Raw genomic sequence first — 16,463 nt, 5'->3', positions numbered from 1 at the left:
GAAATCAACACAGAATCTCTGCGGTAAATTTTGCCCAACCTTTTAAAGCCTAATATCTAAAATTCTTTAATCAAAAAACTCTTTTTCTTCGTAATGTGTCGGCATAATTGAGATACCTTTTTGAAGCAGTAAATTGTTAGGAAAAATAATTTTCTCCCCTTCTTTTGTCTTTAAATTAACGTGAAAAGCGCTAATATCTTCGATTTCAGCTTCAATAGGGAAATCTTTATCGTGAATTTTGATGGTATCGCCAATTCTGAAAGGAAACGAAAAGAATAAAATCATTCCTGAAGTAATATTACTTAAAATTGACCATTGAGCAAACATTGCAACTCCAATTACGGTCGCAATAGAAGAAACTGTTATAAAAATATCTTTGGTATCCACTCCCCAAATTACGATTAAACTAATTGTTACCAATATATTCATTAAAATATGAATATACTTGATCACCAAGTTAGTTCGATGTTCTAATAGGTGACTTGTACTGGCATAACGGCGAATTAATTTTGCAATAATCATTCTTAACGCGACTAAAGCGAAAAGAAGAATTATGGTGCTAAAAATTTCCTGACTATATTCTTTAAAAGAAAACATAAATATATTTTTTACACTAAAGTACTCAAATATTCGTAAACTTTAGCTGTTGGCAAGCCCATGACATTGGTATAAGAACCTTCGACTTTTTCAACTGCCATAAAACCAAACCATTCCTGAATTCCATATGCACCGGCTTTGTCATACGGTTTATAGTTTTCGATGTAATATAAAATCGCTTCGTCTGATAAATCTTTGAAGGTTACTTTTGTCACGTCATTTATTACAGTAGAAGTAAAGCTTGTCCTAAAACATACCGATGTAAAAACTTCATGCGTGTCGTTTGACATTGATTTGATCATTTCAAAAGCTTCCTGAGCATTTTTTGGTTTTCCTAAAGCTTTATTCTGATGCCACACTATTGTATCACTGGTGATCAAAATTTCATTCTCTTTTAATTCGCCATCAAATGCACTTGCTTTTAAAGCAGCCAAATAATCCGTGATTTCAACTGCTTTTAATTCAGGAGGATACACTTCTTCAATTTCTTTTAATCTTATTTCGAAATCAAGATCCAGATCCTTAAAAAACTGTTGTCTGCGTGGCGATCCAGAGGCCAGGATTAAAGTATATTTTTTTAGTTTTTCTTTAAGCATTGTACTTGATATTTAAGGTAATTATTAGAATAGATAAAATTCCGAAGAACAAAATTAGTTTTAAAATAGTACTCAAATGATGAAAATCCTTTTTAGATTTTGCCGAAACTATTTTTATAATAAAATATAGAAGTGGTGCCAGAACAAAAGCAAAAGAATAAAATGTTGCCATAAAAAGATTGTTCTGAAAAAAATAAATATTGGTATAAAGCAGACATAAAAGAAACGCAATAACAGCAAAAACTACCGCTATTTTTGCAGCACGGCTAATTCCGATTGCAATAGGTAAGGTGTTCATTCCTTGATTGTAATCGCCGTTTACATCTTCGATATCTTTAACTATCTCACGTATAAAATTAATCATAAAAGCAAATAAAGCATAATCAGTCAATATCGAAAAAAAGCTTGCCATTTGTGCCTGATTTTCAGCATTAGTTGCCGGAAAAATATCAAAAACGCCAATGATTAAAACACTTGCCGAAAGCAATAATGCCACGACAAAATTCCCTAAAATCATGATTTGTTTTAAGGTTGTTGCATAAAAATAAAGTAATGAAGCAATTAAAATAAATAATGAAGCGAAACCAGGTCTTAAAATGATATTCGACAAAATAAAACCAAGAGCAACACCTGTAATATTAAGCGCTACATAAATATTATAGCCCGCAGTTTCTGAGATTCCTTTACCAATAACAACATCTTCAGGTTTATTAATAGTGTCGGTAGCAACATCATAAATATTATTAATTACATAACCAGCTGCAGCCAATAAAACAGTACTCAAAACCAATAATCCGTATTGCCAGTCGGCCAGAGCTAATGGAATATTCTGTTGTTTTAAAAAAGCATAACGAAATAATACCTGCATAAAAGCAAGCATCAGTAGGTTCTTATATCGAATGAGTTTTAGGAATTTCATTTTTTTTAAGTTACAAAGGTTCAAAGGGGCAGAGGGGCAGAGGTTTTTTAAGTTTTCTTTGTTTCAGGTTTCAAGTTATTTACGAAGGTTTTCGTCATTTCAAACCTGAAACCTGAAACCCGAAAAATTGTTACTGCGACTGAAACTGAAAACTAATCGTGTTTCCCGTTAAAATATTCCATCCATTTCCCCTGTACTTTCATAACCTGTTCGATAACATCTCTTACAGCACCTTTTCCGCCTTTTACGTGTGACACGTAACGGCAAATATTCTTAATTTCAGGGCTTGCATCTTGCGGGCAGGTTGGTAAACCTACTAATTTCATGACATGAAAATCAGGAATATCATCGCCCATATATAATACTTGTTCTGGTTTAATGTTATAAGCTTCAGTGTATTCTTTAAAAGTTTTAACTTTATCTGGTGTTCCTAAATGAATGTCTGTTATGCCAAGATTCTGTAAACGAATACGAACGCCTTCATTGCTTCCGCCGGAAATAATGCAAACGTTAAGTCCACTTTCAACAGCCGCTTTCATGGCAAAACCATCACGAATATTCATCGTACGAAGCATTTCTCCTTCGTTGGTTACAAAAACCGAACTGTCTGTAAGTACGCCATCAACATCAAAAACAAAAGTAGTGATGTCGTTCATTATTTCTTTAAAGTGCTTGTCTATCATCTTGAATAGATTGTGTTATAAGTTTATAGATGTTTTTTTGATTTTCATTGGTCAAATAGTCCAAATGCGCAGCAATTGTATTGGTATCATTGCGTTTTGCCGGCCCTGTTTGAGCGTCGACAGGATCCAGAGTATTTATCTTTTCGGCAGTTTCCTGGATCAATGGCCTTAAAATTTCGAAAGGAACCTGATGTTCTCCACAAATTTCCTTTCCTATATGATACAGATGATTTGTAAAATTATTTACAAAAACTGCTGCAACATGCAACGCTTTTCTTTGATCTGAATTAATAGCAAAAACGGCATTCGAAATACTTTTAGCAACGGTTTCTAAAACACGAAAATCAAAAGTATTTTCAGCTTCTAAGCAAAGCGGAACGATTGAAAAATCAATCTCTTTGTTTTTAGAGAATGTCTGAAGCGGGTAGAAGACACCTTTTCTGTTTTTTGCATCCAGAACATCAAGAGAAGCAGCGCCTGATGTATGCACAACGATTCGGTTTTGAAAAGGCAATTGTTTCGAAACATCTGCAATAGCCTTGTCTGAAACGGCAATAATGTACAAATCGCTTTCCTGCAATTCTTCAAAATCACTTGTGATTTTATCAAATTCAATTAGAGAACTTAAAGCTTCCTTTTTTCTTGCATATACCTGTACAATTTCTACAAGTTCACTTTTGGCGAAAGCTTTTATTAAATGTTGGGCAACATTCCCTGAACCAATTACTGTTATTCGAATCATAGCGCAAAATTAGCATTATTTTTTTTAAAGAAAATAGCCAAAACAGAGTTTAGCATGAGATTACACCGATTAAAATGATTTTAATGGTGCGTTATTTTGTTAACGATATGCAAACGTTAATCTACTAACAGATATTTTATCAAATTGATATTTTAAAACCAAAGAAAAAGTTTTACTATCACAAAAAAGTTTAACTCTTTTATATTGCGACTAATAGTCACTTTAGTTATAAATGTAACTGTTTTAAATTTGTAAAATTAAGAGTACATTTTTGTGAATTTGACTTAAATAGGTATTTCATTTTTGGTTTTTATTAACAAACTTCAAATATTGGAACTCAACATTTTTAAGTACTTTTGTGCCACTTTTATACAATGTAATTCCTCAAAAATGGATAAAAAAATATTTTCTTTTTTGTTTTCTACACGATTAATGTCTGTTCTTTTTTTAACATTTGCTATTGCAATGGGTGTTGGTACTTTTATCGAAAGTAAATACAATACAGACACAGCCCGAATTCTGGTTTATAATACATGGTGGTTTGAAGCGATAATGGTCTTTTTCCTGATCAATTTCTTTGGAAACATCAAACGTTACCAATTGCATAAAAAAGAAAAATGGGCAACGCTTATACTTCATCTTGCTTTTATTTTTATTCTTATAGGAGCTTTTATTACACGTTATATCAGTTACGAAGGCATGATGCCGATTCGTGAAGGTGCTGCCGAAAACCAAATCTACTCAGACAAAACATTCTTAACTGTTTTTGCAGACGGAGAATACAAAGGCGAAATGAAACGCAGAGTTTTTGACAAAGCACTATTATTCTCGCCTGTAACCAATAATGATTTTACACTTTCAGGCAAATTCGACGAAACTCCTTTTGAAGTGACTTACGTTAATTATATCATGGGAGCAAAAGAAACGATAAAACCCTCAGCCAACGGAACTTTGTACCTTAAATTGGTCGAAGCAGGAGCAGGTGGGCGTGAAGAACATTTCCTGAAAGAAGGAGAAGTTCAAAACATTCACAATGTATTATTTGCATTAAATAAACCTACCGAAGGCGCAATTAACATTAATACAACTGGTGAAAAATATACCATTCAAACGCCTTTTGAAGGAGAGTTTATGCGAATGGCAGATAAATTAAAAGGAGCTGTAACCAAAGATAATATACAGCCTCTTATGATGCGTTCCCTATATAGTATTGGTGATATCCGAATCGTTTTTCCGGATCCTGCTGTAAGAGGAATTGTTGATTATGAATCTAATAACGATTTTAAAGCCAAGACACATCACGATGCCTTAATTGTAAAAGTTAAAGCAGATGGTCAGGAAAAAGAAGTACGTCTTTTAGGATCTAAAGGAAGCGTAGGAGAACCTCAAACGGTAAAAATTGGTAAAATCGAATACAGTTTATTCTATGGAAGTAAAGCTTATATTTTACCATTCAAGATAAAACTAAACGATTTTATCGCCACAAAATATCCCGGAACTGAGAAAAGTTATTCGGCTTTTGAAAGTAAAGTAACCGTTCAGGATTCTACAGAAACATTTGACGCAGACATTTATATGAACCACGTTTTAGACCATAAAGGATATAGATTTTTTCAATCTTCTTTCGATCCGGACGAAAAAGGAACTGTATTATCTGTAAACCATGATTTCTGGGGAACCTCTATTACTTATTTTGGATATTTTATGTTGTATTTTGGATTGATGGCTATTATGTTTACTAAGCATTCTCGTTTTGCTGATCTAAAACGCAAACTAGATAATGTAAAAAAGAAAAAATTAATTACCATTCTGGTTTTAATGTTCAGTTTCGCTGGTTTTGCTCAGGCACCACACGTTCATACGCCAGGTCATGATCACAATCACGATCATCCTGCAGACCCTAACGATCACGCCAATCACGTAACAGCAGCACCAAGTCAAAAACAATTAGATTCATTACTTACAATTTATAAAGCTCCGGAAGCACACGCTGCTAAATTTGGTCGCCTGATTATTCAGGATGCCGGTGGTAGAATGAAACCTATTAATACTTTCTCATCTGAATTGTTGAGAAAAGTAAGTCAGAGCGATACCTATAACGGAATGAATTCTGATCAGGTTTTCTTGTCAATGACTCAGTACGCTCAGGTTTGGATACAGGTTCCGCTTATCTATTTAAATACAAAAGATGATAGTATTCGTAAAATCATTGGCGTAGACAGAAAAGCAAAATTGGCACCGTTTGTAAAATTCTTTGACGAAAACGGAAATTATAAATTATCTCCATATTTAGATGCAGCATATAAAGCTGCGAATCCAAATAGTTTTGAAAAAGATTTTATCGAAACAGATAAAAAAGTAAATTTAATGGAATCTGCCTTAAGCGGAAGTATCCTGAAAATTTTTCCAATCCCGAATGATCCAAACAACAAGTGGATTTCGTATTTAGAAATTCAGAATGCAGGATTAAAAGGAATGGATTCTACTTATGTAAAACAAATTCTGCCTTTATATTTCAGTGCTTTAAATAACGGATCAATTTCTAAGAACTTTGATACCGCCGATCAGTTGGTCGAAAGTATAAATGGTTTTCAAAAGAAATTTGGTAGTAAAGTACGTCCAAGCGAAAAGAAAATAGATCTTGAAATAGCGTATAACGAATACAATATTTTACCAAAAATGTTCTATTGGTATTCGCTTGCCGGAATCTTCATGTTGATTTTTACACTTTTCAGTATCTTTTTTGATAAAAAGTTTTTGCGAATCACCGTAAATGGTTTCCATATATTAATAGGAGTCATATTTGCATTTCATACCGTCGCATTAATTGCCCGTTGGTACATTTCAGGTCACGCGCCTTGGAGTAACGCTTACGAAGCCATTGTATATGTCGCTTGGGCAACCATGTTTTTCGGACTCGCTTTCGACCGAAAATCAAAACTTACCGTTGCATCAGCAGCCTTCGTAACATCGATGATTTTTATGGCTGCAAACGCCAACTGGATAGATCCCGAAATTGCAAACCTGCAACCGGTTCTTAACTCGTATTGGTTAATGATTCACGTAGCGGTAATTGTAGCAAGTTACGGTCCGTTTGCCTTAGGTATGATTCTGGGTTTTGTTGGATTAATTTTAATCTTCTTTACCAACGAAAAAAACAAAGCCAAAATGGATTTAAATATCAAAGAAATAACCTATATCAACGAAATGGCCTTAACAATTGGTCTAATCATGCTATCGATTGGTAACTTCCTTGGAGGACAATGGGCCAACGAAAGCTGGGGGCGTTACTGGGGATGGGATCCAAAAGAGACATGGGCTTTAATTTCGATTATGGTGTACGCTTTTGTAATTCACGCTCGATTTGTTCCTTCCTTAAGAGGACAATGGTTTTTTAATTTAATGAGTATGTTTGCCTTCATTTCAATTTTGTTCACCTATTACGGAGTGAACTTCCACTTAGTAGGTTTACATTCATACGCAAGCGGAGAAGCACATTCATTGAGCTGGATCTGGTATTCATTAGGAACAATTTCCCTTATCGGAATTCTAACATATCCAAAATACCGCAAGTATTATAAAAAGAAAAAATAATAAGAAAGGTATTTTATTAATTCACAAAAAAAGGTTCAACCGTCAAAAGTTGAACCTTTTTTATGTTATATCAGAACATATGTTTCGAAATTTCAATCTAATATTCTTAGATAAGTTGAAGAATTGGGAGCTATTTCCTGCTATTCACTTGTATCTTTTCCTGGCTAAAGGAGCCAGAAAAAGGATACCGCTTCTATCAGGGCTAGGGCTTTCGTTTTCATAATACTTCCATGCAAAAACTAGAAAATTGTTAATCAAGCCATGATTTAGCTTAATCACAAATATAAATATCAGCTTTTAAACATAGCCAACGGTTTCAACCGTTGGTACGCAATATATGATAGGCAATATATGATACGCAAAATATGACAAGCAAATAGATGGCACACAATCAAATCTACATAAAAAAAGATGTATAATATATATTGTAACGATCTTCAACCTTGGTTATAACAAGGAACCAAACTCAAAAAACTTAGCATCTTAGTATCTCAGCACCTTAGCAACTCAGACCCTTAGATCAAAACACTCTCTTCCTAAACCAGAAAGCCACATTTACCAAAGCAATCAAAGCGGGAACTTCAACTAAAGGTCCAATAACACCGGCAAAAGCCTGTCCGCTGTTAATGCCAAAAACACCAATGGCAACCGCAATCGCCAGTTCAAAATTATTGCCTGTAGCAGTAAAAGCAATAGAAGCACTTTTAGAATAATCGGCACCAAAATATTTTCCTGTAAAAAAGCTAATCATAAACATTAATGCAAAATAAATTGTCAAGGGAACCGCGATTCGAACGACATCCATCGGAATCTGAACAATCAATTCGCCTTTAAGACTAAACATAAGAACTATTGTAAACAACAAAGCAATCAAAGTAACAGGAGAAATAAACGGAATGTATCGATTTTGAAACCATTCTTCGCCTTTAAGTTTTATCAAGCCAAAACGACTTATAATCCCCAAACCAAACGGAATTCCTAAATAAATACCAACACTTTCAGCAATGTCAATCATGTTAATATTTACATTAAAACCTGTGTACCCAAAGTAAGGAGGCAAAACGGTTATAAAAATATAAGCATAAACGCTATAAAGTAAAACCTGGAAAATACTGTTTAAAGCAATTAATCCGGCGGCATATTCGCGGTTTCCGTCGGCAAGATCATTCCAAACTACAACCATTGCAATACAACGCGCCAGCCCAATTAAGATTAGTCCAATCATGTATTCAGGATAATCTTTTAAAAATAACAATGCTAGGGCAAACATCAAAACAGGCCCGACAATCCAATTTAAAAATAAGGAAGCGCCAAGAACTTTTGTGTTTTTAAAAACTTCTCCTATTTTACTATAATCGACTTTAGCGAGCGGTGGATACATCATTAAAATCAAACCTACAGCCAACGGAATATTAGTACTTCCGTTAGAAAACGAATTGATGAAATTTCCGCTTGACGGAAAAAAATATCCGACAGCAATACCAACAACCATAGCCAGAAATATCCAAAGCGTTAAAAACCGATCCAGAAAACTTAGCTTTTTTCTTCCCGAAACGGGATGACAATGATCTACAGACATTATATTTTTTTTATTTGAGAGAAAACATAAAACATTTCAGTTGCAATTTGCAAACTTCTTTCATTATATTTCTCTGTTTGCTGATCCGTATTATCAAAAGCTTTTGGATCATCATATGTTATCGCAATTCTTTTCTCGGCTCCTGAAATAAAAGGACAACCGCCATCTGCCTGCGAGCAAGTCATAATGGCTGCAAATTCATTTTCAGGATTAAAATCATCATCATAAGTTTTAGAAAAACCTATAATAGGAGCTTGATTTCCTGAGAATTTTATAGCATAAACAGAGTTATTACTTTCTGATAATTTTGTAATTATAAAACCTGATTGCGCTAATGTTTCTGCAATTTTAGGATATAAAGCTGTTGCCTCAGTTCCTCCGGAGTAACAAAAAACATTTTGAATTCCGTAAAAATAGGCAGCCGTTTGCGACCAAACCTGAGCCAAATGACTTCGTCTGGAATTATGCGTGCAAATTAAATTTAACCTGATTTCCTCATGATAATCAGACTTTAGCTGAACAAAATCAATAAGAAGCTGGAGGGTTTCTCTACGATCTTTTGAAATTGAAGCAAAATCAAAAGACGAAACCAAAGTTTGGATTCCCGGCAATAAAGCATTGTGATTCGACATTTTTTCAAGCTTTTAAGTTTAACAACAATTTCCGCCCGGTGTACAAGAATTAGCATCGTCATTGCCTAGATGAGTCAGTTTTAATTTTGGTTTTTCTGATGGAATACCGCATTGATCCTGGGCCAAACAAGCAGTAGTTTTATTTAATAATAAAAAATCTTTTCCATTAAAATCTAGGTCGTATTTGCCAATAGTTGTGTTTTGATATTCCACTTCGATTTCGAAATCTTCAATTCCCAAAACTTTTTCCGAAAGTTCTATGATATGAATCAATTTTTGAGGTTTTAAACGATGCTCATAATCATTGGCATTCCAAAGCTGAAAGTTTACGACAGTTTCTTTACGAACAACTCCACCGCAATCAATAAAGTTTTTAGTGATTAAACCTACTTCGGTCACGTGAAAATATTCGGGAACAAATTTTCCGTCAGGAAGTTGAAAATTTACAACTTCAACAGTAGTAAGTATTTTTTTAATTTCTGAAAGTTTCATAATAATTTGATTTAATAGTTAACAACATTCGTTTTTTCTTTTTTCTAAATGAAGTTCAATTTGAGTGAAAAAAACTTTTATTTTCTCGAAACCAACTTCGTTAATACAATAACAAATTGCATTTCCTTCAATGTTTCCTTTTATTAATCCAGCGTTTTTAAGTTCTTTTAAATGCTGGGAAACTGTAGGTTGCGAAAGAGGAAGTTCGTTTACAATATCACCGCAAATACATGTATTTACTTTTAGTAAATATTCGATTATGGCAATTCGTGCAGGATGACCTAAAGCTTTGGTTAAAATTGCCAACTCATTTTGGCTTTCTGTAAAATGATCTGATTTTGTAGCTCCCATCGTCTTATTTTTATATTGCAATATTACGATATAGATTTAAAATAAAAAAAGAAAATAGTTTATTATTTTCTTTTTTAGGGATTTATAATGAAAGTCTTCCCGTCATCACAAGCACAATAGTCATTACTATTAAAAAGCAAATTAAAAAAATGATATGACTAACTATAGACAACAAGAATGCTTTTGTTTTTGAAATTGTATTAAAGAACTGGATATTAGTCCAAAAAATTAGAATGATACCTATTATATACATTAAATTTAAAATCTGTTGCATATGAGGTGTTTCATTAAAAGAAAGCAATAATGGAAATACTAAAATTTGAATAAAAAGTCTTTGTGATGCTTTGAATGTATTGAGAACAAAAAGTTCAAAAAAATTATAGCCTTGTTTTCTAAAAGCAATATAAGTTCCAATAGTATAAAAAGGTATAGTCGCAATGGTTGTCCAGGCAAAATGAGTAGCATTCCATTCATTAAAATCATTTAGATTTAAATCAGCCTCATTGGCCTTAAATAAATTCAGGTGATAATAATGGTATAAAAATCCGTAAAATGCAGCCAGGACAGTCACCAAAGACAAGGGTTTGAAATGTTTGATGCGTTTTCCTTCAATAAATTCACGAATAGAATGTCCGGGCCTTGTAAATAATTGTTTTATAGAATAAGGAATTCCTGCATCAAAATGTAATATGCTGTGCTGGATATCGTGCCATAAATAATGTGCGTTTATTTTATGAGTTTCAGCTGGCTGTCCGCAATTGTTGCAGTAATTTCCCGTGTAATGTTGCTGGCAGTTTTTACAGATAATCTCCATGGCGTGATATATTAATTCGTTCTTTTTGCAAGTCCCTGAGGATACATAATAGCCAGTAAAACTATAATAAGTAAAAAATTATATTCCATGCCATTTCTGCCGCCACCAACTACAAACCAGCCTTCCTGAAAATGCACCAGAATAATGCCCATTATCAGAATAAAAATGGTAACAAACCCTGCCAACTTAAGATACTTATTAAGAATCAAAAGAACAGCAGCTATAATATGTGATAATTTTATCGACCACGCTATAAAAACACCAAAAGGAGCAAAACCAATTTGATTTAAATATAAATTGCCAAAATCATTAATTCCGTTATCAAATATTCCAAAAACAGAATGGGTGAGGAGAATGATCGCAACTGCAATTCGCAAAAGGAAAGCTCCGTTCATGGTTTTAGCGGTTTGATTAGTAGTGAGTTATTCGAAATAAAAATAATAAAAAAACGCACATCAAAATAAATTAATATGCGTTCTGAGTTTTATGCTAAGTTTATTTTTAAACTTTTCCTAAAGTATACAATTGTGTCATTGTAGGCGTTAAGCTTCCGCCTGCGGGCTCAAGAGTAATTCCAAATGCTTCTGCAGAATCTGTTTGGCTTACAGCAAAGATTTTTTGCGAGTTTCCTTCAAAATTATCCAGTAAACCAATACTTGTTGGCGTAAGTACCGGGCTTAATTTTAAGGACCAAACCTGATACACCATTCCTTTTGGAGGCGCTGGTAAACCTGCAGCATCAATATAAGTTGTTTTTGTTTGCTTGTTCCAATACACTTTTGCAAATGAATTAGGCGAAACTGCCTGACCGCCAAGTGTTACACCAGTATTTTTAATGTCCCTGACAATAGTTAAGTTTTTCTCTGTCTCTTTATTTTGCTGATCTAAGAAAGCGTATTCTCTTTGTATTTTATCTTTCTCCGTTCCAACAGTAGAAATTGCTTCTTTTGTTTTGGTAAGTTCCAGCGTTTGATATCCAAGTCCCAGTAATAGTAATACCGCTGCAGCCCATCCCACATATTGAGACCAGGTCGATGCCGGTTTCATGTCGACTACTTTGCCATGTTTCAGCTCTAAACGAGCCTTTATTTTTTCGAAATTAGCTACCGAATGAAAAGGGGAGAAGCTGGATGACAAAGCCACAATAGCTTTTTCTATTGCAATAATTTCCTGTTCCATTTCGGGATTCTTCTTAGCCATTTCGGCTATTTCCAGATTTTCAGTTTCGGTCAATAAACCGTAAACGTACAATTCGAGAATTCCTGAGTCTATATATTCTTGTGCTTCCATTATATTTTTAAATAATTACGTAGGTCGTTAATACAGTTTCTGTTTTGCGTTTTGATAGTTCCCAGTGGCAATGCCAATTCTTCTGAAGCTTCTTGTTGGGTATATCCTTTAAAAAACAATAAATCTATAATCTCAATACATTTTGGCTTTAGTTTCTTTACAAATTCCTGAATTCCAATTGTATCAATTCTATTAGTAAGTTTATTACTGTCATCTAACAGATTTACGAAATTATCCGAGGAAAGGTTTTTTTGGCTGTTATTAAAATTTTTAGATCTTAATTTATCAATCGACGTATTTCTGGCTATATTAAGGATCCAGGTATAAAAACGGCCTTTACTTTCGTTGTAAGAATCAATATTTTTCCAGATTTTGACAAAAACTTCCTGCAAAACATCTTCTGCTTCTTCACGATTTTTTATTAGAACATTGATAACCGAAAACAGACTTTTCGAATACATATCGTACAAATGGGTAAAAGCTCTTTCGTCTTTTTTGTAAATTAAAACTAGCAATTCATCTTGACTCATAGATTTAGGTTTTTAAGCTTAAACAAAATTTCAGTATACATTTTTATAGATTGAGATAAAGATAATTTATTTTTTTGTGAAATTTTATTTTTTTTTAATAGTCCGAGACCTAGAAAAATAAGGGGTTTGAAAAAAATATTACTTTTTTTTCATTTTTTTAAAACCAAAAGCAAACCTATTACGTAAATGCTATTATAACATCAAACAATAATGCTGAAAAATAGCAGAAGAAAGAAAAGAGCTTCAAAATTAGAATATAAAAGCTGTTTTTGTTTGAGATGACAAGTTGAAATTTAACAGTTGTTAAAGGTTGAAATTGTAAAGTAAGTATGCAATAATAAAATGTCATCAATATGATATACGATTTACGAATATTAATCGTGGGCTTGACAACAGTTTTAGCATTGACAAGCAGCAAAAGTGATTTTAGAAATGATTGTAAAAAATCTGGATATAATTATCAAATAAAAATATAAAAGAATTAAAAATTTAATTCAGATTTAAAATATAGCATTGCATAGTTGATGTCATCGGACTTCCAAACCGAAAATTAGAATAGAAAACTAAATGCCAAATTTACGCTGATAACAATATAATAAGATTAAACGCCAGAAATAAAATAATATTTAAAAATATAAGGTTGTATGATTCTAAATATAATTTTCACTATAACCGGGGCATCAACTATAATTTTAACTAACATAATAAAAATAGATTACAATTAAATTCATGGTTTGATTTGTTTGTATGGGGGGAAGCCTAGCGTCTGATTAACGCTAGGCTTCAATTTTTTATTTAACTTATGTTTAATAAAAATAAAGATCTCAAAATAGTATCCTAAACCAGTTTTTGACTAATTTTATAAAAAAATCGATCAATGAAAAAAATAGCATTTATAGCTTGTAGTGTGATCTTATTATTGAGCTCACAAGTTCAGGCTCAGACAAGTAAAAATAAATTATCTAAAACAGATAAAACTATGGCAAAAGAAAATATTTACCAATTTAAAGTTCAGGATCTATCAGGAGACACCTTTGATTTTGCATCATTAAAAGGAAAAAAAGTAATGATCGTAAATACCGCTTCAAAATGCGGATTAACGCCTCAATACAAAGATCTTGAAGCCATTTATAAAGAGTATAAAGATAAAGGTTTTGTAATTGTAGGTTTCCCTGCTAATAATTTTGCTTCGCAGGAACCGGGAACAAACAAAGAAATCGAAACTTTTTGCCAACAAAATTACGGAGTAACTTTTCCAATGATGGATAAAGTTTCTGTAAAAGGAGATGATATGTGCGAGGTTTACAAATTCCTGACACAAAAATCTAAAAACGGCTTACAGGATTCTGAAGTAGAATGGAATTTCCAGAAATACTTAATCAACGAAAAAGGTGAATTGGTAAAGGTTATCAAACCAAGAACATTGCCAACAGATCCTGAAGTAATCAACTGGATAAAAAGTTAATAAACAACTATCTCAACCAAAAAATCCACAAATTTGAATGTAATTTCAATTTTGTGGATTTTTTTTGTCTTTGCGAGGAAACAAGCAATCTCACTAGCTAAATAAAATGTCCTATTTTGAACGCAGATGACGCCGATTCGCAAGCGAAAAAACGGATTAAAGCGGATTTTTTTTGTCATAAAAGAGCAAAAACAAATTTACGAAGCTTAGCGCTCTCAAAAAAAAGCTTTAAACAAAAACCTTCGCGAACTTTGCGTAAGTCTTTGCGTTCTTAGCGGTTAAAAAAACTATTTCAATATCAACTGCATGAAAACCAAATCAAGCCAGTGATCAAATTTATAACCCACTTCGCGAATGGTTCCTGTTGCAACAAAACCAAATCTTTCATGAAAAGCAATACTTCCTGCGTTATCTGCATCGATTGCTCCAATCATCACATGATAACCCTGCTCTTTGGCCAAACGAATCAGTTCAAGTAATAGTTTAGACCCAATTCCTTTACCTATAATAGTATCAACTACATAAACAGAATGTTCAACAGTGTATTGATAGCCAATTTTCTCACGAAATTGCCCATAACTTCCAAAACCAACAACTTCGCCTTCTAATTCAGCAACAACAATGGGCAGGTTTTTGGCTGTTTTGTCTTCAAACCATTTGGTCTGAATATCGATAGTTTGAATATCATAATTATAATTTGCGGTTGTGTGCAAAATCGAGTGGTTTACAATATCAAGGATTTTTTCTAAATCGTTGGTTGTAGCTGGTCTAAGTATTACGTCCATTTTGTTTTGGTAGTTTTTTGCCACGAATTAAATTATTTTAATCATAAATATCAATTCGTGAATTCGTGGCTATTTTAATTATTAAAGTTTTATTTAGTATCCAAATCATTCAAAACTTTTCAAAAAGCATTTCAGATTGGAATTTCGTATTTATTTTAAATTTATTTTTTATTGAGTTCAGCCAATAAATCATCTGCATCTTTAGTGCCCCAACCCATTTCGGTACCAATTTCCCTGGCCTCTTTTGCATATTTCAGAGCTAATTTTTTGTCTTTTATTTTATTATAAAGTTGGGCAACGAGTAAATTTCCATCATAAGAATCATTCAATTCCAGAGAATGTTTTACCCACGAAATAGACTTTTTCAAACTTTCAGTGTCAGCAATATGTTTCAAATACGTTTGTCCGATATCTTTTAGGAAACTCGCATCATTCCAGATTAATTTTTCAGTATCTGCAAGAGTAACTTTTTTATAATATTGCCATTTTTCAGTTCTTTCCGCCAAGGTCAAATCAAATTTAAAAACAAGAGAATCGGTTTTTTGTAAACGAATCGATTTGGCTATTTCTCTTTGTTTATAGTAGTTTACAGTATCTAAATTATCAACATAAGGACGAAGTAATTCATTTACAATACTTTCTATTTTACGATCCACTCGGTTTTGAGAAGCTACAGCAGCAAAATCTTTCTGATGATTTAAAACATACTGAAATTCTCTTGATTTAATGTCCGTTACACCATTTGCAATAACACGCCAATTCAATTCACTAACCAATTGTGTATCAGATTGTGTATTCAGGTAAATATGTGTCGGGATTGATAAATCGGTTCTGTCTTTTCCTTTCTTTAAAGTATTCAAATAAGCAAAAAACTTGTTTGAATTACCTGGATCAGCAAGAAATTCTTTTTCTAAATAAGGTAATTGCATTCTGGGATTCAAAGCATAATTAGCTTCTGTCAAAAAATCTGCTTTTTTCGATTCTCCTTTCAAAGCGTATAAAAGAACTTCACTACTTGGATCTATAAATAAAAAAGTAGGCAATGATTTGGTATTGTATTTATCCTTAAGGGTAATACCTTCTTCTTTTTCAACGTTTTTCCAGGCACAAACGTAGTTTTTATTTAAAAAATCCATTACCGCGGGATCGCTAAAAACTTCCTTTTTCATTTGATTACAATGCGGACACCAATCAGCATACAGCATTACAAAAAGAGGTTTTCCCTGAGTTTTTGCATTTTCTAAAGCTATTTTATACGGCGTATCATCCGGAACAAACTGATTTTGAGAATGTACAGCTTGTATAGATAAGCAAAGGAAAAAAATATAAAAGAAGCGCATAGAAAGTTTATTTTTATTAAAAAATCTGATTTACAAATATATCTCCTTTTTCTA

17 protein-coding genes are annotated in these 16,463 nt (G+C 32.9%); 2 read left to right on the top strand and 15 right to left on the bottom strand.

What is annotated here, in order from left to right:
- Positions 1–66 precede the first annotated feature (66 nt).
- The 5 genes from FLP_RS14800 to FLP_RS14780 form a co-directional block, all read right to left on the bottom strand.
- The gene (locus tag FLP_RS14800; RefSeq protein WP_065450240.1) at positions 67–597 is read right to left on the bottom strand and encodes a mechanosensitive ion channel domain-containing protein; all 531 of its coding nucleotides are present in this window, start codon (positions 595–597) and stop codon (positions 67–69) included.
- Between the two features lie 11 nt (positions 598–608).
- Positions 609–1,193 carry a Maf-like protein gene (locus tag FLP_RS14795; protein WP_065450239.1) on the bottom strand — a complete coding sequence of 195 codons (585 nt, stop codon included), beginning with the start codon at positions 1,191–1,193 and terminating at the stop codon, positions 609–611.
- Positions 1,186–2,112 carry a geranylgeranylglycerol-phosphate geranylgeranyltransferase gene (locus tag FLP_RS14790; RefSeq protein WP_083195880.1) on the bottom strand — a complete coding sequence of 309 codons (927 nt, stop codon included), beginning with the start codon at positions 2,110–2,112 and terminating at the stop codon, positions 1,186–1,188. Before FLP_RS14790 ends, FLP_RS14795 begins: the two co-directional genes overlap by 8 nt.
- 152 nt (positions 2,113–2,264) lie before the next feature.
- On the bottom strand, positions 2,265–2,792 hold the full coding sequence (locus tag FLP_RS14785; RefSeq protein ID WP_065450313.1) for a KdsC family phosphatase: 528 nt from the start codon (positions 2,790–2,792) through the stop codon (positions 2,265–2,267).
- A complete protein-coding gene (locus tag FLP_RS14780) occupies positions 2,776–3,537 on the bottom strand; it encodes a Rossmann-like and DUF2520 domain-containing protein (protein WP_065450238.1) in 762 nt (253 codons plus the stop codon). The genes FLP_RS14785 and FLP_RS14780 overlap by 17 nt, the downstream gene beginning before the upstream one ends.
- Before the next feature lie 390 nt (positions 3,538–3,927).
- On the opposite strand from FLP_RS14780, the gene ccsA reads away from it, so the two are divergent.
- Positions 3,928–7,131: a cytochrome c biogenesis protein CcsA gene (gene ccsA / locus FLP_RS14775; protein ID WP_065450237.1), complete on the top strand. Its 3,204-nt coding sequence runs from the start codon at positions 3,928–3,930 to the stop codon at positions 7,129–7,131.
- Between the two features lie 520 nt (positions 7,132–7,651).
- Here ccsA and arsB read toward each other — a convergent pair.
- From arsB to FLP_RS14735, 8 genes are all read right to left on the bottom strand, one after another.
- The gene (gene arsB, locus FLP_RS14770; protein ID WP_065450236.1) at positions 7,652–8,710 is read right to left on the bottom strand and encodes an ACR3 family arsenite efflux transporter; all 1,059 of its coding nucleotides are present in this window, start codon (positions 8,708–8,710) and stop codon (positions 7,652–7,654) included.
- On the bottom strand, positions 8,710–9,342 hold the full coding sequence (locus FLP_RS14765) for a low molecular weight phosphatase family protein (protein ID WP_065450235.1): 633 nt from the start codon (positions 9,340–9,342) through the stop codon (positions 8,710–8,712). Before FLP_RS14765 ends, arsB begins: the two co-directional genes overlap by 1 nt.
- Before the next feature lie 18 nt (positions 9,343–9,360).
- Positions 9,361–9,834 carry a DUF6428 family protein gene (locus FLP_RS14760; protein ID WP_065450234.1) on the bottom strand — a complete coding sequence of 158 codons (474 nt, stop codon included), beginning with the start codon at positions 9,832–9,834 and terminating at the stop codon, positions 9,361–9,363.
- An 18-nt stretch (positions 9,835–9,852) separates the two neighbouring features.
- Positions 9,853–10,185 carry an ArsR/SmtB family transcription factor gene (locus FLP_RS14755; RefSeq protein WP_065450233.1) on the bottom strand — a complete coding sequence of 111 codons (333 nt, stop codon included), beginning with the start codon at positions 10,183–10,185 and terminating at the stop codon, positions 9,853–9,855.
- Positions 10,186–10,267: 82 nt separating this feature from the next.
- Positions 10,268–10,999, bottom strand: a complete 732-nt coding sequence (locus FLP_RS14750; protein ID WP_065450232.1) for a DUF3667 domain-containing protein — start codon at positions 10,997–10,999, stop codon at positions 10,268–10,270.
- An 11-nt stretch (positions 11,000–11,010) separates the two neighbouring features.
- Positions 11,011–11,394 carry a DoxX family protein gene (locus FLP_RS14745; protein WP_065450231.1) on the bottom strand — a complete coding sequence of 128 codons (384 nt, stop codon included), beginning with the start codon at positions 11,392–11,394 and terminating at the stop codon, positions 11,011–11,013.
- 106 nt (positions 11,395–11,500) lie between these two features.
- Entirely contained in the window at positions 11,501–12,289 is a 789-nt protein-coding gene (locus FLP_RS14740) for an anti-sigma factor (RefSeq protein WP_065450230.1), read from the bottom strand.
- A complete protein-coding gene (locus FLP_RS14735; protein WP_065450229.1) occupies positions 12,289–12,819 on the bottom strand; it encodes an RNA polymerase sigma factor in 531 nt (176 codons plus the stop codon). Before FLP_RS14735 ends, FLP_RS14740 begins: the two co-directional genes overlap by 1 nt.
- A gap of 877 nt (positions 12,820–13,696) precedes the next feature.
- Here FLP_RS14735 and FLP_RS14730 point away from each other — a divergent pair.
- Entirely contained in the window at positions 13,697–14,284 is a 588-nt protein-coding gene (locus tag FLP_RS14730) for a glutathione peroxidase (RefSeq protein WP_065450228.1), read from the top strand.
- Positions 14,285–14,571: 287 nt separating this feature from the next.
- On the opposite strand, the gene FLP_RS14720 is transcribed toward FLP_RS14730, so the two are convergent.
- Together FLP_RS14720 and FLP_RS14715 are read right to left on the bottom strand one after the other, a co-directional pair.
- Positions 14,572–15,069: a GNAT family N-acetyltransferase gene (locus tag FLP_RS14720; RefSeq protein WP_065450226.1), complete on the bottom strand. Its 498-nt coding sequence runs from the start codon at positions 15,067–15,069 to the stop codon at positions 14,572–14,574.
- 161 nt (positions 15,070–15,230) lie between these two features.
- Positions 15,231–16,409, bottom strand: coding sequence for a thioredoxin family protein (locus FLP_RS14715; RefSeq protein WP_065450225.1), 1,179 nt, complete (start codon positions 16,407–16,409; stop codon positions 15,231–15,233).
- Between the last annotated feature and the right edge of the window lie 54 nt (positions 16,410–16,463).

Origin of the sequence: Flavobacterium piscis, from assembly GCF_001686925.1 — a bacterium.
Classification (GTDB): domain Bacteria; phylum Bacteroidota; class Bacteroidia; order Flavobacteriales; family Flavobacteriaceae; genus Flavobacterium; species Flavobacterium piscis.
This window is presented reverse-complemented; position numbering and strand designations above follow the sequence as displayed.